Annotated in this window: 15 protein-coding genes; 3 read left to right on the forward strand and 12 right to left on the reverse strand. The window is 73.2% G+C overall.

Annotation, left to right across the window (positions count from 1 at the left end; translation table 11 throughout):
* Nucleotides 1–11: 11 nt before the first annotated feature.
* From ACIRVF_RS35490 to nrdR, 3 genes are all read right to left on the reverse strand, one after another.
* Nucleotides 12–770 (reverse strand): SDR family oxidoreductase, encoded by a 759-nt coding sequence (locus ACIRVF_RS35490; RefSeq protein WP_402827469.1) that lies wholly within the window; start codon nucleotides 768–770, stop codon nucleotides 12–14.
* Nucleotides 771–933: 163 nt separating this feature from the next.
* Nucleotides 934–3,810 (reverse strand): vitamin B12-dependent ribonucleotide reductase, encoded by a 2,877-nt coding sequence (locus ACIRVF_RS35495; RefSeq protein ID WP_402827472.1) that lies wholly within the window; start codon nucleotides 3,808–3,810, stop codon nucleotides 934–936.
* A gap of 237 nt (nucleotides 3,811–4,047) precedes the next feature.
* The gene (gene nrdR, locus ACIRVF_RS35500) at nucleotides 4,048–4,545 is read right to left on the reverse strand and encodes a transcriptional regulator NrdR (protein ID WP_402827475.1); all 498 of its coding nucleotides are present in this window, start codon (nucleotides 4,543–4,545) and stop codon (nucleotides 4,048–4,050) included.
* Between the two features lie 438 nt (nucleotides 4,546–4,983).
* On the opposite strand from nrdR, the gene lexA reads away from it, so the two are divergent.
* On the forward strand, nucleotides 4,984–5,769 hold the full coding sequence (gene lexA / locus ACIRVF_RS35505) for a transcriptional repressor LexA (RefSeq protein WP_402827574.1): 786 nt from the start codon (nucleotides 4,984–4,986) through the stop codon (nucleotides 5,767–5,769).
* Nucleotides 5,770–5,927: 158 nt separating this feature from the next.
* Here the strand turns inward: lexA and ACIRVF_RS35510 are convergent, their stop codons facing one another.
* Genes ACIRVF_RS35510 through ACIRVF_RS35530 form a run of 5 tightly spaced genes read right to left on the reverse strand, consistent with a single transcriptional unit; the run spans nucleotide 5,928 to nucleotide 13,694 of the window.
* Complete coding sequence (locus tag ACIRVF_RS35510) at nucleotides 5,928–8,051, reverse strand: ATP-dependent DNA helicase (protein ID WP_402827478.1); 2,124 nt, start codon at nucleotides 8,049–8,051, stop codon at nucleotides 5,928–5,930.
* Between the two features lie 12 nt (nucleotides 8,052–8,063).
* Nucleotides 8,064–9,887: an IucA/IucC family protein gene (locus tag ACIRVF_RS35515; RefSeq protein ID WP_402827481.1), complete on the reverse strand. Its 1,824-nt coding sequence runs from the start codon at nucleotides 9,885–9,887 to the stop codon at nucleotides 8,064–8,066.
* Nucleotides 9,865–11,304 carry a lysine N(6)-hydroxylase/L-ornithine N(5)-oxygenase family protein gene (locus ACIRVF_RS35520; RefSeq protein ID WP_402827484.1) on the reverse strand — a complete coding sequence of 480 codons (1,440 nt, stop codon included), beginning with the start codon at nucleotides 11,302–11,304 and terminating at the stop codon, nucleotides 9,865–9,867. Before ACIRVF_RS35520 ends, ACIRVF_RS35515 begins: the two co-directional genes overlap by 23 nt.
* Before the next feature lie 9 nt (nucleotides 11,305–11,313).
* A complete protein-coding gene (locus tag ACIRVF_RS35525) occupies nucleotides 11,314–12,006 on the reverse strand; it encodes a GNAT family N-acetyltransferase (protein WP_402827577.1) in 693 nt (230 codons plus the stop codon).
* On the reverse strand, nucleotides 11,898–13,694 hold the full coding sequence (locus ACIRVF_RS35530; RefSeq protein ID WP_402827487.1) for an IucA/IucC family protein: 1,797 nt from the start codon (nucleotides 13,692–13,694) through the stop codon (nucleotides 11,898–11,900). Before ACIRVF_RS35530 ends, ACIRVF_RS35525 begins: the two co-directional genes overlap by 109 nt.
* 337 nt (nucleotides 13,695–14,031) lie before the next feature.
* Between ACIRVF_RS35530 and ACIRVF_RS35535 the strand changes: the two genes are divergently transcribed.
* Together ACIRVF_RS35535 and ACIRVF_RS35540 are read left to right on the forward strand one after the other, a co-directional pair.
* The gene (locus ACIRVF_RS35535; RefSeq protein ID WP_402827490.1) at nucleotides 14,032–15,210 is read left to right on the forward strand and encodes a trypsin-like serine peptidase; all 1,179 of its coding nucleotides are present in this window, start codon (nucleotides 14,032–14,034) and stop codon (nucleotides 15,208–15,210) included.
* Nucleotides 15,211–15,274: 64 nt separating this feature from the next.
* Nucleotides 15,275–16,456, forward strand: coding sequence for a trypsin-like serine peptidase (locus ACIRVF_RS35540; protein ID WP_402827493.1), 1,182 nt, complete (start codon nucleotides 15,275–15,277; stop codon nucleotides 16,454–16,456).
* Between the two features lie 42 nt (nucleotides 16,457–16,498).
* On the opposite strand, the gene hflX is transcribed toward ACIRVF_RS35540, so the two are convergent.
* The 4 genes from hflX to ACIRVF_RS35560 form a co-directional block, all read right to left on the reverse strand.
* On the reverse strand, nucleotides 16,499–18,001 hold the full coding sequence (hflX, locus tag ACIRVF_RS35545) for a GTPase HflX (protein ID WP_402827496.1): 1,503 nt from the start codon (nucleotides 17,999–18,001) through the stop codon (nucleotides 16,499–16,501).
* Nucleotides 17,998–20,361: a RelA/SpoT family protein gene (locus ACIRVF_RS35550; RefSeq protein ID WP_402827499.1), complete on the reverse strand. Its 2,364-nt coding sequence runs from the start codon at nucleotides 20,359–20,361 to the stop codon at nucleotides 17,998–18,000. Before ACIRVF_RS35550 ends, hflX begins: the two co-directional genes overlap by 4 nt.
* 168 nt (nucleotides 20,362–20,529) lie before the next feature.
* Entirely contained in the window at nucleotides 20,530–21,456 is a 927-nt protein-coding gene (gene dapF / locus ACIRVF_RS35555) for a diaminopimelate epimerase (protein ID WP_402827502.1), read from the reverse strand.
* Nucleotides 21,457–21,518: 62 nt separating this feature from the next.
* Nucleotides 21,519–22,031, reverse strand: a complete 513-nt coding sequence (locus ACIRVF_RS35560) for a hypothetical protein (protein WP_402827505.1) — start codon at nucleotides 22,029–22,031, stop codon at nucleotides 21,519–21,521.
* Nucleotides 22,032–22,131: the final 100 nt, after the last annotated feature.

Here is a 22,131-nt window from a genome sequence, read left to right on the forward strand (position 1 = left end):
GGCCGCGGGGCTCAGCCGAACCGCCGCGCCAGCGCCTCCTCGAAGGTGCCCCGCCCCACCGCCCGCTCCGGCGCCGTGAGCCCACCCGCCCGCAGCGCCCGGCCCACCGCCCCCGGGAGCCGCAGCGGCAGCACCGGCCGCCGCCGGCCCGACGCCCGCAGGTACGCCTCGGCCAGCTCCCGGTACGACCGCACCCGCGGGCCGCCCACCTCCGGCGCGAACCCGGCCGGCTCCCGCCCCACCAGCTCGGCGACGTGCTCCGCCACCTCCCGGACCTCCACCGGCTGGATCAGCGCGCCGCTCACCACCGGGAACACCGGCAGCTTCGCGCTCAGGTCGAAGGCCTTCAGCAGCAGGTCGTGGAACTGCGTCGCCCGCAGCACCGTCCACCCGAGCCCCGACTCCCGCAGCAGCCGCTCGCAGCCGAGCTTCGCCCGGTAGTACGCGATCGGCACCCGGTCGATCCCCACGATCGACACGTACACCAGGTGCCGCACCCCGGCCTCCCGGGCCGCCGCCACCAGCCGCCCGAACGCCGGCACGTCCTTCTTCCCCTGGGTGGTCGCGCAGTCCACCACCGTCCCGACCCCGGCGACCGCCGCCGCGATCCCCTCCCCGGTGACCAGGTCCCCGACCACCCACTCGACGCCGTCCCCCGCCGCCCGCGCCCGCCGGCTCAGCCCCCGCACCGCCACCCCTCGCGCCACCAACAGCCGCACCACCTCCCGGCCCAACGTCCCCGTCGCCCCGGTCACCAGCACCGTCGCCATCACCGCACCACTCCTCTCGGAACACGCCGTCACCCCTACCGACCGGACACCGCCCGCATTCGTGACATCGGCTCCCGCGGGCAACGCGAAGAGGCGGGGCGAGGACGTGAAGTCCTCGCCCCGCCTCAGCGGTGGCTCACCCCGCGCGGGGGCGGTCCGGCGGTCAGCTGCAGCCGCTGGTGGAGCCGCAGCCCTCGCAGAGGTAGCAGCTGCCGGCGCGGCGCATCTTGGTGCCGCAGGAGAAGCAGAGCGGCGCGTCGGCGTTGAGGCCGAGCTGGATCTCCATCAGCTCCGTGGAGTTGTGGGCCTGCTTCGGGGCCGGCTTGGGCGCCTCGACGGCCGGGGCCGGCTTGGCCGTGGCGACCGGGGCGGACTGGGCCAGCGACTCGGTGTCGAGCTCCTCGGCCTCCAGCGGCTCGTAGGAGCCCGTCTCCAGGTGGCGGGTGCGCTCCTCGACGGAGTGGATACCGAGCGCCGAGCGGGTCTCGAACGGCAGGAAGTCCAGCGCCAGGCGGCGGAAGATGTAGTCGACGATCGACTGGGCCATCCGCACGTCCGGGTCGTCGGTCAGACCGGCCGGCTCGAAGCGCATGTTGGTGAACTTCGAGACGTAGGTCTCCAGCGGCACGCCGTACTGCAGGCCGACCGAGACGGCGATGGAGAAGGCGTCCATCATGCCCGCGAGGGTCGAGCCCTGCTTGGACATCTTCAGGAAGACCTCGCCGAGGCCGTCGTCCGGGTAGGAGTTGGCGGTCATGTAGCCCTCGGCGCCACCGACCGTGAAGGAGGTGGTGATGCCCGGACGGCCCTTGGGCAGGCGCTTGCGGACCGGACGGTACTCGACGACCTTCTCGACCGCGGCGGGAACGGCGGCCTCCTCGGCCTTGCCCTCGGCGTCCTTCTTCTTGGCCGAGAGCGGCTGGCCGACCTTCGAGTTCTCGCGGTAGATGGCGAGCGCCTTGACGCCCATCTTCCACGCCTCGAAGTAGATCTCCTCGACGTCCTCGACGGTCGCGCTGGCCGGCATGTTCACCGTCTTGGAGATGGCGCCGGAGATCCACGGCTGGATCGCCGACATCATCCGCACGTGCCCCATCGGGGAGATGGAGCGCTCGCCCATCGCGCAGTCGAACACCTCGTAGTGCTCGGTCTTCAGGCCGGGGGCGTCCACCACGTTGCCGTGCTCGGCGATGTGGGCGACGATCGCCTCGATCTGCTCGTCCTGGTAGCCGAGGCGCTTGAGGGCGCGCGGGACGGTGCCGTTGACGATCTGCATCGAGCCGCCGCCGACCAGCTTCTTGAACTTGACCAGCGCCAGGTCGGGCTCGACGCCGGTGGTGTCGCAGTCCATCATCAGGCCGATGGTGCCGGTCGGGGCGAGCACCGAGGCCTGGGCGTTGCGGAAACCGTTCTGCGCGCCGATGCGCAGCACGTCCTGCCAGGACTTGTTGGCCGCGAGCCAGACCGGGGCGTCCAGGTCGTCGAAGGAGACGGCGTCCAGGGAGGCGTCGGCGTGCTGCTTCATGACCTGCTGGTGGGCGGCCGCGTTGCGGGCGTAGCCGTCGTACGGGCCGACCACACCGGCGAGTTCGGCGCCGCGGCGGTAGGCGGTGCCGGTCATCAGCGAGGTGATGGCGCCGGCCAGGGCGCGGCCGCCCTCGCTGTCGTAGGCGTGGCCGGTGGCCATCAGCAGGGCGCCGAGGTTGGCGTAGCCGATGCCGAGCTGGCGGAACGCGCGGGTGGTCTCGCCGATCTTCTCGGTCGGGAAGTCGGCGAAGCAGATGGAGATGTCCATCGCGGTGATGACCAGCTCGACGACCTTGGCGAAGGCCTCGGCGTCGAACGAGTCGTCCTCGCGCAGGAACTTCATCAGGTTCAGCGAGGCGAGGTTGCAGCTGGAGTTGTCCAGGTGCATGTACTCCGAGCACGGGTTGGACGCGTTGATGCGGCCGGACTCCGGGCAGGTGTGCCAGTGGTTGATGGTGGAGTCGTACTGGATTCCGGGGTCGGCGCAGGCCCAGGCGGCCTCGGCCATCTTGCGGAACAGCTTCTTGGCGTCGACGGTCTCGATGACCTCGCCGGTCATCCGGGCGCGCAGGCCGAATTCGGTGCCGTTCTCGACGGCGGTCATGAATTCGTCGTTGACGCGGACCGAGTTGTTGGCGTTCTGGTACTGCACGGAGGCGATGTCGTCGCCGCCGAGGTCCATGTCGAAGCCCGCGTCGCGCAGGGCGCGGATCTTCTCCTCCTCCTTCACCTTGGTCTCGATGAAGGCCTCGACGTCCGGGTGGTCGACGTCGAGCACGACCATCTTGGCCGCGCGGCGGGTGGCGCCACCGGACTTGATGGTGCCGGCCGAGGCGTCGGCGCCGCGCATGAAGGAGACCGGGCCGGAGGCGTTGCCGCCGGAGGACAGCAGTTCCTTGGAGGAGCGGATGCGGGAGAGGTTGAGACCGGCGCCGGAGCCGCCCTTGAAGATCATGCCCTCCTCCTTGTACCAGTCGAGGATCGACTCCATGGAGTCGTCGACGGACAGGATGAAGCAGGCGCTGACCTGCTGGGGCTGCTTGGTGCCGACGTTGAACCAGACCGGCGAGTTGAAGCTGAACACCTGGTGGAGGAGGGCGTGGGTCAGCTCGTGCTCGAAGATCTCGGCGTCGTCCTTGGTGGCGAAGTAGCCGTGCTTCTCGCCGGCCGCGCGGTAGGTGAGCACCACGCGGTCGATGATCTGCTTGAGGCTCCACTCGCGCTGCGGGGTGCCGACGGCGCCGCGGAAGTACTTGGACGTCACGATGTTGACGGCGTTGACCGACCAGAAGTCCGGGAACTCCACGCCCCGCTGCTCGAAGTTGATCGAGCCGTCGCGCCAGTTGGTCATGACGACGTCGCGCCGCTCCCAGCGGACCTCGTCGTACGGGTGCACGCCAGGGGTGGTGTAGATGCGCTCCATCCGGAGACCGCCCTTCGGGGCCTTGGCGCCCTTGGCCGCGGCCTTCTCGGACTTCGACCCGCGTGCGGAACCGCTCGTGGTGTCTGTCACTTCTCGCTCCTCCTCCTGGGCAAACGCCCGAAGTGCCCCGAAAAATCCGGGCACCGCTGGTTCGTTCTTCCGGTGTGCGGGCAGGCGGAGTCCTCGCCCGCTTACGCACGGTTTGTAGTGTTACGTGCCCCGTTTCCGGGCACGCGTGGGCCCACGCGGGGCCTGTGGTGCTGACGGCCCGCTGGGGACCGTCGTCGCGTTGGCTCGTGGCGGGCCCGCGGGGGCCCGGCGCGCCTCCTAGGGCGCGGCGGCGGCAACGGGCACGCAGGTGCCGTCCGCCTCGGTGGCGGGCCGCTCGGCGCGGAGTTCCGCGATGGCGGCCTCGAAGTCCTCAAGTCCGTCGTAGGCCTGGTACACGCTGGCGAAGCGCAGGTACGCGACCAGGTCGAGTTCCTTCAGCGGGCCGAGTATGGCCAGCCCGACGTCGTGGGTGGTCAGCTCGGCGTTGCCGCTGGCGCGCACGCACTCCTCGACCCGCTGCCCGAGCTGGGCGAGGGCGTCCTCGGTGACCGGGCGGCCCTGACAGGCCTTGCGGACTCCGGTGATCACCTTCTGGCGGGAGAAGGGTTCGGTGACGCCGCTGCGCTTCACGACCATCAGCGCGGCCGTCTCCACCGTGGTGAATCGACGACCGCAGTCCGGGCACTGTCGACGACGGCGAATGCAGCTGCCGTCCTCGGTGGTCCGGCTGTCGACAACGCGGCTGTCGGAGTGCCGGCAGAAGGGGCAGTGCACCTGGGGATCCCTCCCTGGCAGGACGTGCGGACCGGTTGAGTCTATGCGATGCGCCCCCGGCCTCGGCAAGCTGATCATGCGACGCGACCACTAGTACTGGGCACGGAGAGGACTCTAGCCACTACATCTAGGTCTTCGGGGGATGCGACACCCATGGCGTGTCGACGCCGATTAGACTTCCGGGGTCGACATCCGGTCGAACAATTGCTCGATGTACAACAAAGCCTTGATCGAGTCAGCCAACTCCCGAATAATTCACTCGAACGTGTGTTTGGCGCAACCTTTCGATAGGAGGTGCGTTGGGCTGGAAAAGGGAGAGGACAGCCGTCGAGAGGGGCCGCCGTGAACACCATCGAAAGCAACACCATCCCGGTGCAGGAACACTCCCAGTTCAAGGTGGGGCAGCGCACCACGAATCAGCAGAGCGTGGACATCAGCATGGACCGTAGCGAAGACCACCGCCTCTCCGGCCCGGCCGTTTCCACCACCGGCCGCGTCCCCGACCAGCCGATCGAGCACTCCCCCGCAATGGACGACACCCACGCCTCCCCGGCCCGCGCGATGCCCGGCCGCCCCCCCGGTATCCGCACCGACGAGGCCGGCCTCACCGAGCGCCAGCGCCGGGTGATCGAGGTCATCCGCGACTCCGTCCAGCGCCGCGGCTACCCGCCGTCCATGCGCGAGATCGGCCAGGCCGTGGGCCTGTCCAGCACCTCCTCGGTCGCCCATCAGCTGATGGCCCTGGAACGCAAGGGCTTCCTCCGCCGCGACCCGCACCGCCCGCGCGCCTACGAGGTCCGCGGCGTCGAGGTGGCCCGCCCCAACACCGCCGAGACGGCCGGGCGCCCCTCCACCTCCTACGTGCCGCTGGTCGGCCGGATCGCCGCCGGCGGCCCGATCCTGGCCGAGCAGACCGTCGAGGACGTCTTCCCGCTGCCCCGCCAGCTGGTCGGCGAGGGCGAGCTGTTCGCGCTCACCGTGCGCGGCGACTCGATGATCGAGGCGGCCATCTGCGACGGCGACTGGGTCACCGTGCGCCGCCAGCCGGTCGCCGAGAACGGCGACATCGTGGCCGCGATGATCGACGGCGAGGCCACCGTCAAGCGGCTCAAGCGCGAGGACGGCCGGATCTGGCTGATGCCGCACAACCCGGCCTACGAGCCGATCAACGGCGACAACGCCACCATCCTCGGCAAGGTCGTCGCGGTCCTGCGCCGCCTCTGACGACGCCCGCCCGCGCACCCCACACACCGGAGAGGGGCTCCGCCGCCGCAGCGGGGAGCCCCTCCGGCGTTCCCGGGCGACGCCCGAAGCGGCGTTCCCGGGCGACGCCCGAAAGGGCCGCGGCCCCCGAGGGCCGCTCAGCCCCGCTCGGCCACCGCTCAGCCCCGCTTGGCCACCGGCCGCACCGGCGGCGCCGACGCGTCGATCGCCGCCAATGAGCGGCGCACCTGGTTGCGGTCCGTGGTGTACCAGAACTCCGGCATCGAGGACCGGAAGAAGCCCCCGTACCGCTTGGTCTCCACCCGCGGGTCGAGCACCGCCACCACGCCCCGATCGTCCGCCGCGCGCACCAGCCGGCCCGCGCCCTGCGCCATCAGCAGCGCCGCGTGCGTCGCCGCGACGGCCATGAAGCCGTTGCCGCCGTGCTGTTCGACGTCCTTCTGACGGGCGCTCATCAGCGGGTCGTCCGGCCGCGGGAAGGGGATGCGGTCCATCACGACCAGCTGGCAGGCCGAGCCGGGCACGTCCACGCCCTGCCACAGCGAGAGCGTGCCGAACAGGCAGGTGGTCGCGTCCGAGGCGAACTCCCGGATCAACTCGCCCAGGGTGTCCTCGCCCTGCAGCAGGATCCGGTGGTCCAGCCGCTCCCGCATCGCCTCGGCGGCCGCCTGGGCACCTCGCATCGAGGAGAACAGGCCGAGCGCCCGCCCGCCGGCTGCGCCGATCAGCTCCTCCAACTCGTCCAGCATGTCCGGCCGTTCGGGATCGCGCCCGGGGTCGGCGAGGTGCTTGGCGACGTACAGGATGCCCTGCTTGGGGTACTTGAACGGCGAGCCGACGTCGATCCCCCGCCAGTACGGGACGGCGTCCTCCCCGAAGCCCGGCTCCGGGTTGTCGCCGGGCGTGCGCTGGTCCGGCAGCCTGGTCTCCTTCGGCAGGCCGAGCGAGCCGGCCACTGCGTTGAAGTCCCCGCCCAGCTTGAGGGTGGCCGAGGTGAGCACCACCGATCGCTCCTTGTAGAGCCCCTCGCGCAGCAGCCCGGACACGCTCAGCGGCGCGACCCGCAGCGAGGCGGTGCCCAGCCCGTAGCGGTCGCTGCGCTCGATCCAGACGACGTCGTACTCGGAGTCCTCCAGCAGGCGCTCGGCCGTCTCGTGCAGGGTCTCGGCCGAGGCCATCGCCTGCTTGCGGACCGCGTCCTCGTCGCTGAGCCCCTTGTCCCTGGTCTCACCGAGCGAGGTGATCACCTGCCGGGCGGCGTCCCGGATCGCGGTGACCGCGTACGCCAGGTACTCGGGCAGTTCCTCGACCCGGCCGGGCTGGGCGGTCTCCATCAGGCCGTGGTAGTTCTCGGCGGCGGCCTGGAGCAGGTCCACGGCCTTCTCGTTGGCCAGCCGGGCCGCCCGCTTCACCGCCCGGTTGACGGCGCCGACGGTCAGCTCGGCGGTGGCCGCGCCGGTGACCCGGTTGACCAGCTCGTGCGCCTCGTCCACGATCAGCAGCCCGTGCTCGGGCAGCACCGGCGCACCCTCGATCGCGTCGATCGCGAGCATCGCGTGGTTGGTGACCACGACGTCCGCCAGCTTGGCCCGCTCCCGGGCCTTCTCCGCGAAGCATTCCTGCCCGTACGCGCAGCGGGTGGCGCCCAGGCACTCCTTGGAGGTGACGGACAGCTGTGCCCAGGCCTTGTCCGAGACGCCGGGGCTCATGTCGTCCCGGTCGCCCGTCTCGGTCTCCTCCGCCCAGTCGCGCAGCCGCAGCACCTCCTGGCCGAGCTTGCCCGCGGGGCCGCCGAGCGCGTCCACCGGGTCGAAGAGGCCCTCTCCCTCGTCGCTCGGGGTGCCCTCGTTGGCGCGGTGCAGGCACAGGTAGTTGGAGCGGCCCTTGAGCATCGCGAACAGCGGGCGGCGGCGCAGCACCGGGTGCAGCGCCTCGACCGTGCGCGGCAAGTCCCGTTCCACCAGCTGGCGTTGAAGCGCCAGGGTGGCGGTGGCGACCACCACCCGGTCGCCGTGGGCGAGGGCCGGCACCAGGTAGGCGAGGGACTTGCCGGTGCCGGTGCCGGCCTGGACGAGCAGGTGCTCGCCGTGGTCGACGGCGTCGGCGACGGCCTCGGCCATCCGCACCTGGCCGGGGCGCTCGACGCCGCCGACGGACTCGACCGCGGCGTGGAGCAGCTCGGGGATCCGCGAGCGCGGGACGGCGACGGCGTCCCCGGCCTCGTCGCCGAGGTCCGTCGCCCCCTGGGATTCAAAGTCGTGGGATTCGGAGTCGTTCGTCATGACCCTTCCACCCTACGGGGCGGGGGTGACAATCCGGTCCCGCTCGGCCGGAACGCGTACCTCCACGGCGACCAGGGCGTTCGGCACCGTCCCGTGCCGGACGGCGTGCGGGCGGTGCGGGCGGTCCTGGTAGCCGTCCATGATCAGCCGGTTGCGGTTGAGGCAGAGCCGGTCGATCCGGGGCCGGAACAGGTCGAACAGCTCGAAGCGCTCACGCAGCTCGGGGAAGCGGTCCTGGTAGCGGTGGATCTCGGCGCGCAGCAGGGCCCAGAACTCGGTCTCGGGCAGTCCGGTCTGCGCCTCCAGCAGCGGGGCGAGATAGCGGAAGACGCCGATGAACAGCCCGGAGTGGATGAACTGGCACAGGCCCTGGGGGTCGTCCCGCAGCAGCACGTCGGCGACCTCCGCGGGCAGGTCGCGCAGTTCGGGCAGGTCCTGGTCGCTGAGGTTGACGTCGTCGACGAAGTCCTTGACCGCGAGCCGGGTCGGGGTGCCGCGGTCGTCGAAGACCACGATGGCGTTCTCGCCGTGCGGGGAGAAGACCAGTCCGTAGCGGTGGAGGAAGTGCAGCAGCGGCGGCAGCATCGCGGCGAACAGCCGGCCGGTCCACCCGGCGGGGGTGAGGCCGGAGCGGGTGATCAGTTCGGCGGCGAGCGCGCGCCCGTCGGAGCCGGTCTGCAGCAGGGCGGCGAGGGTGCGGGCGCGTTCGTCCGGGGCGAGGAAGGGGCCGAGCGGTTCGCGCCAGATCGCGCCGAGCAGCTCCTTGTACTGGTAGGGGGATTCGGGCATCTCCCGGTAGAGGGGGTGGTCGACGGTGACGGAGGCGATCTCGCCGAGCAGGATCACCCGGCACTCGTCCCGTAGGAACGGGTCGGCGTCGCGCAGCCGGTGCAGCCAGGCGGTGACGGCGGGCGCGGCGAGGGTCCGTTCGACCGGCAGTCCGCGCCAGACCAGGGTGTTGAGGATGGACAGCGGCAGCTTGACGGTGCAGCGCTCGGGGTGGGCGGTGTTGAAGAAGGAGCGGATGGACTGCTGGGGCAGCCGTGGGTCGCCGTCCGAGGCCAGCGGGACGATCTCGCCGGAGGCGATCCAGGGCGCGAACAGCGGCAGTACCGTCTCGTCCCACTGCCAGGGGTGGACGGGCAGCAGCAGGTAGTCGTCGGCGTCGGCGCCGAGCGGGGCGCGCAGCGCGTCGACGTCGTCCAGCTCGCGGGCGTAGAGCTGCTCGGGGTGCTCCAGGCCGGGCACGCCGCGGTACTGGGCGAGCCGGCGGTGGACGGCGATCCAGGGCAGCGGCCGGGGGCTGCGGGCCTCCGGGGTCCAGCGGGCGGCGTCGGTGCCGGAGAAGCCGATCCGGCCCTTGCTGGGGACGATCCACGGGTGGCCGCCCTGCCGGCCCTCCAGCGCGGGGTGGTCGAGGTCGGCGAGTTCGGCGGCGGTGAGCGCGGTGGCGAGCTGGCGGGCGTCGGCGGTCAGGGTGGCGGAGAGCTCGCGGACCAGGTGGGCGGTGGTCTCACCGCCCATCCCGAGGGTCTCCCGGGCGTACGGGAGGAAGCGCAGCGGGTCCAGGCCGTCCGGTCGTGAGCAGCGGATCGACTCCGGGTCGACCTGCCAGCTGTCGTAGGCGCCGCGGCGGGCCGCGAAGCGGTACTCGGCCGCGGGAAGTTTCAGCAGGTACTCGCCGTCGAGGGCGCCGGGGACGGGGCTGAGCAGTTCCTCGTAGGCGAACTCGCCGAGCATCTTGGCGAGCAGGGCGCGGCCGGCCCGCTGCCAGTGCCCGGCGGTGAGGTGCGGGGGCAGGTAGAGCGGCGGTTCAGCGGCCGACGGTTGCGGCACGGGTCAGCTCCTGGGGGCGGGGGACGACGGGGGTGGGGTGTGCGGGCCGGGCGGTGGCGCCGGCCGGAGCGGCGGCCGGGCTGGCGGGGGCGGCGGGGACGGGTGGCGCGAAGCCGGTCCAGGCGGTGCGTTCGGGCAGCCGGTGGACGGTGCGCCCGGTGACGGCGTTGAGGATGACGGCGGCCCGGTGGGCGCCGAGACCGAGGTCGGGGGTGCCGACGCCGTGGGTGTGCAGCTCGGCGTTCTGCACGTAGAGGCCGCCGGTGAGCCCGGGCCGGGTGGCGACCCGGTGGTCCAGGTCGACCCGGTAGCGCCCGTACTCGTCCCAGTCGATCAGGTGGGCGAGCGGTTCGAGGGCGGCCGGGCGGGCGGCGCGGTAGCCGGTGGCGAGCACCACGGCGTCGGTGCGCACCACGTGCTCGGCGCCGGAGTCGGTGTGCCGGCAGTGGAGTTCGAGGCCGCCGCAGGGGCCGGGCCGGGCGTCGGTGACGGCGGTGCCGGGGGTGATCTCGACCGGGGCGGCGTCGATCGGGCGGCCGATGGTGCGCTCGTAGAGGTGGTCGTGGATCTCGGCGAGGGTCTCGGCGCTGGCGGCCTTGTGCAGCTGCCACTGGGCGGTGACCAGGGCGTCCCGGACGGGCCCGGGCAGGCCGTGGAAGTAGCGGGTGTAGTCGGGGGTGAAGTGTTCCAGGCCGAGCTTGGAGTACTCCATGGGGGCGAGCGCCCTGGTGCGGGTGAGCCAGCGCAGCCGGACGTCGTCGCCGTCGTGGCGGCGGAGCAGGTCGAGGAAGACCTCGGCGCCGGACTGGCCGCTGCCGATCACGGTGATGTCCCGGGCGCCGGCCAGGTCGGCGCGGCGGTCCAGGTACTCGGCGGAGTGGAAGGCCCGGGGGTGGTCCGCCAGGGCGGCGAAGGCGTCGGGCAGCACGGGCCGGGTGCCGACGCCGAGCGCGAGGTTGCGGGCCCTGGCCTCGGTGCGCCGCCCGGTCGCGGTGTCCGTCAGCTCGACCCGGAACAGCGCGCCTTCCCGGTGCAGGGCGGTGACCTCGGTGCCGAAGCGGCAGTTGGGCAGCCGCTCGGCGGCCCAGCGGCAGTAGTGGTCGTACTCCCGGCGGGGCAGCTGGAAGCGTTCGGCGAAGTAGAACGGGAAGAGCCGGTCCTGGGCGCGCAGGTAGTTGAGGAAGGACCACGGGTTGGTCGGGTCCACCAGCGAGACCAGGTCGGCGAGGAAGGGCACCTGCATCCGGGCGCCGTCCACCAGCATGCCGTGGTGCCAGCGGAACTCCGGGCGCTGGTCGCAGAAGAGGGTGCGCAGGCCGGGTACGGGCTCGGCGAGGGCCGCGAGCGAGAGGTTGAACGGGCCGATGCCGACGCCGAGCAGGTCGTACGGGGGGTCGTGCGGGAGGAGGGTGTCCACTGGGGCTTCCTAGGCGGGGAGTCGGGCCTGCAGGACAGGCCCTGCGTCGCGGTCACGGATCATCAGGGCGGCGCGCTTGTCGGGCAGGTCGAGTTCGGCGGCGGCCCGGAACCCGGCCCGTTCGAAGGCGCGGACCGATCGGCGGTTGCGGACGTCCGGTTCGGCCACCACCCGTCCGCAGTCGGGCAGTCGGCGGAGAATCATTTCTGCGAGCGCGGCCAGCAGCTGGGCCCCGAGTCCCCGGCCCCGGCTGGCGGCGGGTCCGAGCAGCAGGTGCACGCCGGTGTCGTGCGGCAGGGCCGGGTAGTGCGCGGCGAGCGGGTCGAGGTCGGCGCGGTAGACCTCCCAGTAGCTCATCGGCGCGCCGTCGAGCAGGCCGAGGCAGGGCACGCTGCGCCCGTCGCCGTCGAGTTGGGCCCGCAGGTGCCGCTCGGTGACGGCAGGCGGCCCGGCGAGCGCCCAGAACTCGTCGATCTCGGGGTCGTTCATCCAGCAGGTGAGCAGTTCCAGGTCGGCCGGCAGCCGGACCGGGCTGAGCCGGAACCGGCCGGCCGGGGTGGGGACTTCGCCCCACCCGGGCAGGTCGTCCAGCATCAGCCGCTCGCCACCGGGTTGGGGATGTCCACGTACACGGACTGGGTGGCGACCGGCCCGACCAGCTCGTCCAGGCCGTTGATCCTGGTGAGCAGGTTGGCCTTGCAGGGCAGGGCGGGCGCGTCCAGCAGCAGGGCGGGCAGCGTCGAGCCGGTGGCGGCGGCCCGCGGGCCGGCCAGGAACCGGCGCAGCCCGGCCAGCAGCACGCTCTCGTCGGCGAGGCCCTGGGAGCCGAGCGCGCCGATCAGCCCGAGCACGTGGTTGATGCCGAGGTAGTAGGCGAAGTGGTGGTCGATGACGGCGTCGGGCAGGAAGGTGTCGCTCTGCGCGCCGAGTCCGGGCAGTCGGGCGGTGAGCCGTTCGGCGGCGCTCTCCCGGTAGTAGTAGCCCTGGTTGTCGCGGTAGCGGCCGCCGCTGGGCCAGCCCTCGGCGTCCAGCAGGACGATGCTGTTCTGCAGGTGCGCCTCCAGCGCGATGCCGCCCCGGCCGTCCATCCAGAGGACGGGCAGCACGACGGCGTCCAGGTAGCGCAGGAACCATTCGGCGGCGACGGTGGGCAGCGGGCGGCCGGTGCGGGCGGCGAGCGAGCGCAGGGTGTCGCCGAGCCGGGACGGCACGGTGGTGCCGGTGCCGCGCGGCTGTTCGGCGACCAGCCCGGCCACGCACAGCGCGCGCTCGGTGGGCGCGAAGGGCTGGGCGCGCAGCACGGTGTCCAGGCCGCCGGGGTCGCCGAGGTCGGGGTGGTCGACGCCGATCCAGGCCGGGTCGCGGACGATGTCGAAGCCGGGGTGGGCGGCGCGCCACTCGGCGGCGAGCCCGCTCTCCAGCAGCCGGTGCACCTCCAGGCCGCGGTGGAGCTCCTTGCGCAGGTTCTCCCGGCGGGAGTTGGTGATCCGCAGGCCGAGCGAGAGCTTGAGCATCCACGGCGCGCCGGGCCGGTAGACGGTGCGCACCGAGGAGGTGGGGTACCAGGGTTCACCGGCCGGGCCGAGGTCGTGCAGCAGTCCGTCCGCGAGCAGGGCGGCGACGGCCGGGCGGTGGGCGAGTTCGCGGGCCTGCCAGGGGTGCAGCGGCAGGGCGGCGGTGCCGGGCGGCAGGGCGGCGGCGCCGCCGAGCAGGGCGGCGGTGAGCCGGTCGGCGCTCCGGGCGACGGCCGAGCCGGTCGCGAGGAGTGCGCGGTCCACGGCGAACCAGTGCAGCTGGAAGGAGCCGTGGAGTTCGGGCGAGTACGCGGCGCTCTGGGCCGGGCCGAGGCCGTCGCGGCTCTTCGGGGTGGGGTGCAGCGGGTGGCCGAGCAGCAGGGACTGTTCGGCGGAGAGGAAGTGGGAGCTCTCCGGCCCGCCGGGTTCGGCGCCGGTGCGGCGGTGGGCGAGGATCTCGGCGGTGCGCATCACCGAGTCGGCGACCCGGGCGGCGAGGTCGGCGACCTGTCCCGGGTCGGGCCGTTCGGCGGCCGCGGCGGCGAGCAGTGCGGCGGCGGTGACGGCGTCCACCGGGGCCGCCGCGGTCCCCTCGCCGGCGGAGAGGGTGGCCGGCCCGAAGCGGTGCCAGCCGCCGGACGACCAGTAGCGGACCGGGGCGGTGAGCCGGGCGGCGCCGCCCAGGACGTCGATCCGCAGTCGGCCGTCCGTTCCGGGGCGGGCGCCGGTCTCCCGCGTCCAGCACCTCAACAGGGCTTCCAGCGCGGCCTGTTCGGCGGCGACGGCGGGGTCGGGGTGCAGCAGCGGGTCGGGCGAGGCGGCCCGGGCCGCTGTCGGCGGCGGTACGGGCGGGGCTCCGGTGAGGGTGGTGCTCAAGGCTGCTCCTTGGTGCGCGTGGAGGTGCGGACGCGCGCTGGTGGCGGAGGAGGTGGGCGGGCGCTCGCACCGTCGCGTCAGGTAAGGGTTACCTATCCCTGACGGGAGATCACAAGGATGGATCACTCGTCCGGGTGAAGACCGGGGATAGTGCACCACCGGGCCGGGCCGCCCTGCTGTGCCAACGAGGGGAACGGCCCCGCGTCACGGACCGGTGACCACCGGTCAGTTGCGGAACCCGGGGGGCGGCCGCCGCCGTCCTCGCCGTCGATGGAAGACTCCAGGGCGGCGAGCCGCCGTACCGAAGTCCGCACCGAGCACAGGGGGAAGCGCACAGATGCCATCGATCCACCGGTCAGCCATGGCCGCCGCCCTGGTCACCGGAACACTGCTGGCCGCGAGCGCCTGCGGACCGGACGGCCCGGCGGGTGACGACCGGACCGCGGCGCCGCCGCCCGCCACGGACGCGAGCGCCTCGGCGAGCCCGGGCGGCGGCGTCATCGGAGGGATCACCCTTCCGTCCGGCCTGCCGAGCGGCCTGCTGGAGGGCCTGCCGAAGAGCTGGGACGACCTGAAGAAGTGGAAGTTCGACGACTGGGACAAGTGGGCGTCCAAGCACGTCTTCAACAACCCGGTGGTGAAGGACTTCTGGAACCCGGACAAGATGGGCGACGCCAAGCCCGCCGACCCGGCCCCGCCGACCGCCAAGCCGGCCGCGGACGACGGCGTGACCGACCCGGAGCCGCCGGTGGTCAAGGCCGTCCAGGTGCCCCGCCCGTACCTCAAGCAGCCCTCCGGGAAGGTGTTCTTCTCCGCCCAGGGCGGCCGCGGCAACTGCTCGGCGACGGTGGTCGCCGACCCCCAGCACCCGGGCAGGAGCAACCTGGTCTGGACCGCCGCCCACTGCGTCCACCAGGGCAAGGGCGGCGACTTCTACAAGGACCTGGTCTTCGTCCCCGCGTACAACAACTCCGGTGCCTCCAGCGGCGGCAGGAAGGCCCCGCTGTCCGAGCTGGCCCCGCTCGGCACCTGGTGGGCCGACCAGGTCGTCACCTCCCCGCAGTGGATGGTCGAGGGCGGCCCGACCGGCGACGCCGCCAACCAGTACGACTTCGCCGTGATGCGCGTGCACAACCAGAACGACAACGGCAAGTCCCTGGAGGAGACGGTCGGTTCGGCCGCCCCGGTGTGGTTCGACGCGCCCCGCGACCAGCTCAAGGTGTCGGCCGTCGGCTACCCGCTGGTCAAGCCGTTCGACGGCCAGGAGCTGTACAAGTGCGACGGGGGCAAGCCCACCCGGCTGTCCTTCGACGCCAAGCGCCCGTCCATGCTGACCGTCGGCTGCAACATGACCCAGGGCGCCAGCGGCGGCGGCTGGTTCGCCACCATGCCGGACGGTCGGACCGCGCTGGTCAGCAACACCTCGATCGGCACCCAGGAGCACACCTCGCTGAGCGGCCCGTACCTGGAGACGGTCGCCAAGCAGGCCCTGGACTGGATCTCCAGGAAGCAGTGACCGGCACCACCACGGGGGTCTCCTCAGCTTGCGCACCATCAGCACCACCAGCATTGACGGCACCATGAGCAACACCAGCACCATCAGCACCACGGACACTGTGAGCACCACGAGCAACACCCGCGCCGGAGACTCCAGGGCGCGGCGGGCCGCCACGGCCGGCGCCGCGCTGCTCGCCGCCCTGACGCTCACCGCGGCCGCCTGCGGCCCGGACGGCCCCGCCGCCCCGGCCGCCCCGGCCGCCCCGCCCGCGGCGCTGCCCAAGGCCGCGCCGACCAGCCTCGGCGACCTGAGCGGCTGGAAGCTGGAGGACTGGGCCCGGTACGTCGCCGACAGCGGCTTCAGCAACCAGGTGGCCCCCGGCTACTGGACGGCCGCCCGGACGGAGGCCGCCAGGGCCCGGCCCACCCCCGAGTACTCCCTGACCGCCGCCTCCCCGGCCACCGTCCAGCGCGACACCCCGCCGGCCGCCGTCCAGGCCCGTCCGCAGCCGCACCCGTACGGCCCGGACGCCGCCCTGGTCGGCAAGCTGCTGATGACCACCTCCCAGGGCGACGCGGTCTGCTCCGGCACGGTGGTCTCCGACCCGCTCAACCCGGGCCGCAGCGACCTGGTCTACACCGCCGCCCACTGCCTGCACGACGGCAAGGGCGGCGGCTGGGTCAAGAACCTGGTCTTCGTGCCCGCCTTCAACCGGGACGGCCGGGCGGCCCGCGGCAAGCCGTACGACGACCGGCAGGCCGCCCCGTACGGCCGTTGGACGGCGGTGCGCGCGCTGGTGTCGCCGACCTGGCTCCAGGAGGGCGGCGTCGGCGCCCACGACCAGTACGACTACGGGATCGTCCGGGTGCGCGGGGAGTCCGACTCCGGCCGCTCCCTGGAGGAGACCGTCGGCGGCTCCGTCCCGGTCTGGTTCAACGCCCCCCGCGAGCGGATCACCTCGGCCACCGTCTTCGGCTACCCGGTCGAGCGGCCCTTCGACGGCACCGAGCTGCAGCGCTGCGACTCCGCCGCCGCGCCGGGCCGGCTGTCCTTCGACCCGGCCCGCCCGCCGATGTACGTGACCGGCTGCACCATGACCGGCGGCGCGGGCGGCGGCGGCTGGTTCGTCACCCGGGACGGCAAGCCCAACCTGGTCAGCGTCAGCTCGATCGGCAACCGCAACCCGGTCGGCTACCTGGCCGGGCCGTCCCTCCAGGAGCAGGCGAAGCAGGCCTTCGACTACTTCGCCAAGAACGTGAAGTAGCCCCCGGACGGAAATCGTCCGGGGGCTGCTCCAGCGGGCCGGTCAGCCCTGCAGGGCGACCGTGAAGTGCTCCAGCTCGGCGGCCAGCTCGGCCGGCACCTTGGCGTGCAGCAGCGTGCCCTCGCCGGTGTGCTCGGTGGCGAGCAGCTCGCCCTCCTTGTGCACCCGGGAGACCAGCGCGCCCTGGGTGTAGGGCACCAGGGCCCGCACCTCGACGGCCGGACGCGGCAGCTCGTCGTCGATGAGCTTCAGCAGCTCCTCGATCCCCGCCCCGCTGCGGGCCGACACCACGATGGCGTGCGGCTCGCGGCGCAGCAGGCGCTGCAGCACGTGCGGGTCGGCGGCGTCCGCCTTGTTGATCACCACGATCTCGGGGACGTTCTGCGCGTCGACCGAGACGATGACCTCGCGGACGGCGGCCAGCTGCGTCTCCGGCTCGGGGTGAGAGCCGTCCACCACGTGCAGGATGAGGTCCGCGTCGGCGACCTCCTCCATGGTCGAGCGGAAGGCCTCGACGAGGTGGTGCGGCAGGTGCCGGACGAAGCCGACGGTGTCGGCCAGGGTGTACAGCCGCCCGCTCGGGGTCTGGGCCCGGCGCACGGTCGGGTCCAGGGTGGCGAACAGCGCGTTCTCCACCAGCACGCCCGCGCCGGTGAGCCGGTTGAGCAGGGAGGACTTGCCGGCGTTGGTGTACCCGGCGATGGCCACGGACGGCACCTGGTGGCGCTTGCGCTCCTGGCGCTTGGTGTCGCGGCCCTTCTTCATGTCGGCGATCTCCTTGCGGAGCTTCGCCATCTTCTCGCGGATCCGGCGCCGGTCGGTCTCGATCTTGGTCTCACCGGGACCACGGGTGGCCATGCCTCCGCCCGAGGAGCCGGAGCCACCGCCACCCATCTGCCGGGACAGCGACTGACCCCAGCCGCGCAGGCGCGGCAGCATGTACTGCATCTGCGCCAGCGACACCTGCGCCTTGCCCTCCCGGGACTTGGCGTGCTGGGCGAAGATGTCCAGGATCAGGGCCGTCCGGTCGACGACCTTGACCTTGACCACGTCCTCCAGGTGGATCAGCTGGCCGGGGGTGAGCTCACCGTCGCAGACCACGGTGTCGGCGCCGCTGGAGGCGACGATGTCGCGCAGCTCCTGCGCCTTGCCGGAGCCGATGTAGGTGGCCGCGTCGGGCTTGTCGCGGCGCTGGATGACGCCGTCCAGGACCTCGGAGCCGGCCGTCTCGGCGAGGGCGGCGAGCTCGGCCATCGAGTTCTCCGCCTCCTCCAGGGTGCCGTCGGTCCAGACGCCGACGAGCACCACGCGCTCCAGACGAAGCTGGCGGTACTCGACCTCGGTGACGTCTTCGAGTTCGGTGGAGAGGCCGGCGACCCGGCGCAGCGCTGCGCGCTCGCTGCGGTCGTACTGGTCGCCGTCGTAGTTGTGGCCGAGGTCCTCGTCGATGGCCGCGAGGTCCTCGTCCATGAGGGCTTCCGCCCGCAGACCGTCGAGGCGGCGCGGGGCGTCGGCGTGGTCGCGGGTGTCGAACGTGGAGGTCATTCTGTCCTTTGGTCGCTGGAATGCTGCGGCGGAGGCCCTTGAGTCCCGCCAGAGCTCCTGTGCTCTGGGAACGCCGTGGACCGGCCGTGAATTCCCCATGATGGTCCCACGCCCGGCAGGGGCGGGTCACCCCCATTTCCACCGGAGTGCCGGGCCTGCGTCCCCTCGGGGGCGTGCGGACGGCTCACGTCGTACACCCCGGAGACCCTGAGCATCGCCCGCATCAGGGCGGGCAGGGCGCCCGGCTCGGGCAGCTCGACCGTGTAGGTGTGCCGGACCCGCAGTTCCTGCGGCGGCTCGACCTCGGCGGAGACGATGCCCACGCCCTCGGCGGAGATCGCCGCGGTGAGGTCGGCGAGCAGCCGGGGCCGGTTCAGCGCCTCGGCCCGCAGGGTGGCCCGCAGCAGGGTCGGCGGGTGGCCGGCCGCGGGGGCGTCCTCCGGCTGCCAGCGGACCTCCAGCTCGGCGCGCCCGTCGGCGCGCAGCCGCTGCCCGGCGGGGCAGCCGGTGCGGTGCACGGCGACCGCGCCGCCGCGGATCGGGTAGCCGGCCACCTCGTCCGGGGGGACGGGCGTGCAGCAGCGGGCCAGCCGCACCGTCGCCCCGGGCCGGCCGGCCACCGCGACCGGGGCGGACCGCCGCTCGCCCGCCGGGTGCGCGGGCGGGGCGGGCTGGCCGCCGGCCGGTCCGGTGCGCACCACCGGCAGCCGGGCCGGGTGGTCGGCGAGCCAGCGCTCGATGGCCAGCCGGGCGGCGGGGGTACGGGCGTGCGCCAGCCACTCCGGGGAGGGTCCCGAGGGTTCGGCGCCGCGCTGGCCGGCGGCCGGCGGGCCCTCGGTGAGCACCGCGAGCACGTCCCCGTCCTGGAGCACGGTGGACAGTGCGGTCAGCCGGCCGTTGACCCGGGCGCCGATACATCGGTGGCCGGTCTCCTCGCCGAGCAGGTAGGCGGCGTCCACGCAGCTGGCCCCGGCCCTGAGCTGAAGCGTTTCACCGCTCTCCGTCACCACGGTGATCTCGCGGTCGCCGGCCAGGTCGGCGGTGAGTGCGGACCAGAAGGCGTCCGGGTCGGGGGTCTCCTGCTGCCACTCCAGCAGCCGGCTCAGCCAGCCGGGCCGGGCCGGGTCGGTGCGGTCCAGCTCGTCGGCGTCCTGGGCGGCGCCGGACCGGGACGGGTCGCCGAGCGCGACCACCCCGGTCTCGGCCACCTCGTGCATCCGCCGGGTCCGGACCAGTACCTCCACCACCTCGCCGTCCAGCGCCACGGCGGTGTGCAGCGACTGGTAGAGGTTGAACTTGGGGGCGGCGACGAAGTCCTTGAACTCCCCCGGCAACGGCGTCCAGCAGGTGTGCAGCTCACCGAGCACGGCGTAGCAGTCGGCGTTCTCCTCGACCACCACCAGCAGCCGCCCGAAGTCGGCCGGCTGCGGCCGCTGCGGCTGCCCGTCCGGGCCGGGTGCGGCGGCCCGCTTGACCAGCACCCGGTGCAGCGAGACGCAGTGCCGGGGCCGTACCGTCACCTCGGCGGCGATCCCGGCCTCGGCCAGCTGGCGGGCCAGCCGGCGGGCGAAGGGCTCCAGCAGGGCGTCCGGCTCGGCCTCGTGACCGGCCATCAGGGCGCGGGTGCGGGCGTGCTCCTCGGGGTGCAGGGTGGCGAAGACGATGTCCTCCAGCTCCGCCTTGAGCACCTGGATGCCGAGCCGCTCGGCCAGCGGGATCAGCACGTCCCGGGTGACCTTGGCGATCCGCACCTGGCTGGCCGGCTTCATGTGCCGGATGGTGCGCATGTTGTGCAGCCGGTCGGCGAGCTTGATCACCATCACCCGGACGTCGTCCCCGGTGGCGACCAGCATCTTGCGGAAGGTCTCGGCCTCGGCGGCGGCGCCGAAGTCGACCTTCTCCAGCTTCGTCACCCCGTCGACCAGGTAGGCGACTTCCGGGCCGAACCCCGCGCTGACCTGGTCCAGCGTCAACTCGGTGTCCTCGACCGTGTCGTGCAGCAGCGAGGCGACCAAGGTGGTCGTCCCGGCTCCGAGTTGGGCCAGGATCATGGTGACGGCCAGCGGGTGGGTGATGTACGGCTCGCCGCTCTTGCGCTTCTGGCCGCGGTGGCTGGCCTCGGCCAGCCGGTACGCCCGGGCGAGCAGGGCGAGGTCCGCCTGCGGGTGGTGCTGCCGGTGCACCCGGACCAGCGGTTCCAGGGCGTCCGGCACGGGCGGGCGCCCGGTCGCCAGTAAGGCGGCCCGCCCGGCCCGGCCGAGGGCGGCCCGGCCGAGCTCTCCGAGGGGCCTCCTGGCCCCGGCCTGCCGTACGCTCGTCGGCTGCCCCGCGAAAGGGGGCTGCCCGGCTTCGATGGTCATCGGCACCTCCGGCAACGTCGCCGGGCGCTGCCCCTCCCCGCGGGGTGATCGACCCGGTGGTCCATGCTACCGAGCAGAGCACGTTCCGCGACGCAGTGATTCCCGTCCGCGAGCGGTATCACCCGATCGGGGGGATTCGTCACCGCGCGAACTGGGCAAACCGGGCTGTCAGGCCTGGGTCAGGGCCGCCCACCAGCGCTCGTCGAGCCGCCCCTCGGCCACGATCACCGCCGGCCCGGTCATCTCCACCTGGCCGTCCGGGTGCTCGGTGATGACCAGCCGGCCGCCCAGCACGTCCACGGTGTACGAGACCGCCTCGCCGGTGACCGCCGGGTCCACGCCGTCCCGGCGGATGGCCGCCACCGCGACGGCGCAGGCGCCGGTGCCGCAGGAGCGGGTCTCGCCCGAGCCGCGCTCGTGCACCCGCATCGCGACGTGCCGCGGGCCGCGGTCCACCACGAACTCGACGTTGACGCCCTCCGGGTACGCCCCCTCGGGGCTGGTGAGCGGCGCGGTGAACAGGTCCCCGGCGTGGTCCAGGCTCTCCACGAAGGCCACCGCGTGCGGGTTGCCCATGTTGACGTTCAGCGCGGGCCAGCGCCGCCCGCCGACCGCGACCTCGATGCCGTCCGGGCCGGGCAGCCGGGCCCGGCCCATGTCGATGGTGACCTGGCCGGGAGTGCCGTCCCCCGCGTCCTCGGCGACCTTCGCGGTGAGCACCCCGGAGCGGGTGGCGATCGCCAGCTCACCCGGCTTCGCCAGGCCCGTCTCGACCAGGAAGCGGGCGAAGACCCGCAGGCCGTTGCCGCACATCTCGGCGATGCTGCCGTCGGAGTTGCGGTAGTCCATGAACCACTCGGCCCGGTCGGCCTGGTCCGCGGCGGCCGGGTCGGCGGCCGCGCGCACCACGCGCAGCAGCCCGTCGCCGCCGATGCCGGCCCGCCGGTCGCACAGCGCGGCGACGGCCTCCGGGCCGATCTCCAGCACGCCGTCCGGGTCCGGCACGATCACGAAGTCGTTCTGGGTGCCGTGCCCCTTGAAGAAGGGGAGGCCGGCCCGCTGGGAGGAGGACTGCTGGGGAGAGGATGCGCTCACCCCTCCGATGGTACTGATGCCCGCCCGCCCGCCGCCGGGCGGGAAGGAGGGCGCCGCCCGGCTCAGCGCAGGTAGGCGACCCGCCAGACCGCGAGCGCGCAGGCGGCGAGCGCGATCAGGGTGTAGACCACGATGGCCTTCCAGCCGGCCCGCTGCCCGGAGCCCCGGCGCGGCAGCCCCGGCCACTTGTAGCCGGCGTGCCGGGCGGCCATCGCACCCCAGCCGAACGAGGCGGCGGTGAACAGCAGCCCGAGCATCCCGATCATGGTGGCCCGCGCCCCGGCGGAGCCGAAGGCGAGCGGGAAGGCGAACATCAGCGAGCCGAGGGTGCCGAGCAGCGCGATCGGCAGGGTCTGCCACCAGCGGAGCCGGCGCAGCGGCCGGATCTCTCGCTCGTGCACGGCGGCGTCCGGCGGGGTGCGGGTGTCCAGCGCGGGCACCGCGGAGGCGTAGGAGGTCGGCGCCTCCAGGCCGGTCAGCACGGGGAGGTCGCCCATCGTCGACTCGTCGAACTCCTCGGCCGGTGCGGTGACGCTCCCGCTCTGGCCGGGTTCGGGGCCGGTACCCGTCGACACACGGCCTCCCCTGACAGTTCGACACGAGCGGACTCGCGGCCGGGCACGGTCGACCCGCGCGGGCCGACCCTTATGGCATCGATGATGGCATGTCCAGAGG

The organism is Kitasatospora sp. NPDC101157 (genome assembly GCF_044768255.1).
Taxonomy (GTDB): Bacteria; Actinomycetota; Actinomycetes; order Streptomycetales; family Streptomycetaceae; genus Kitasatospora.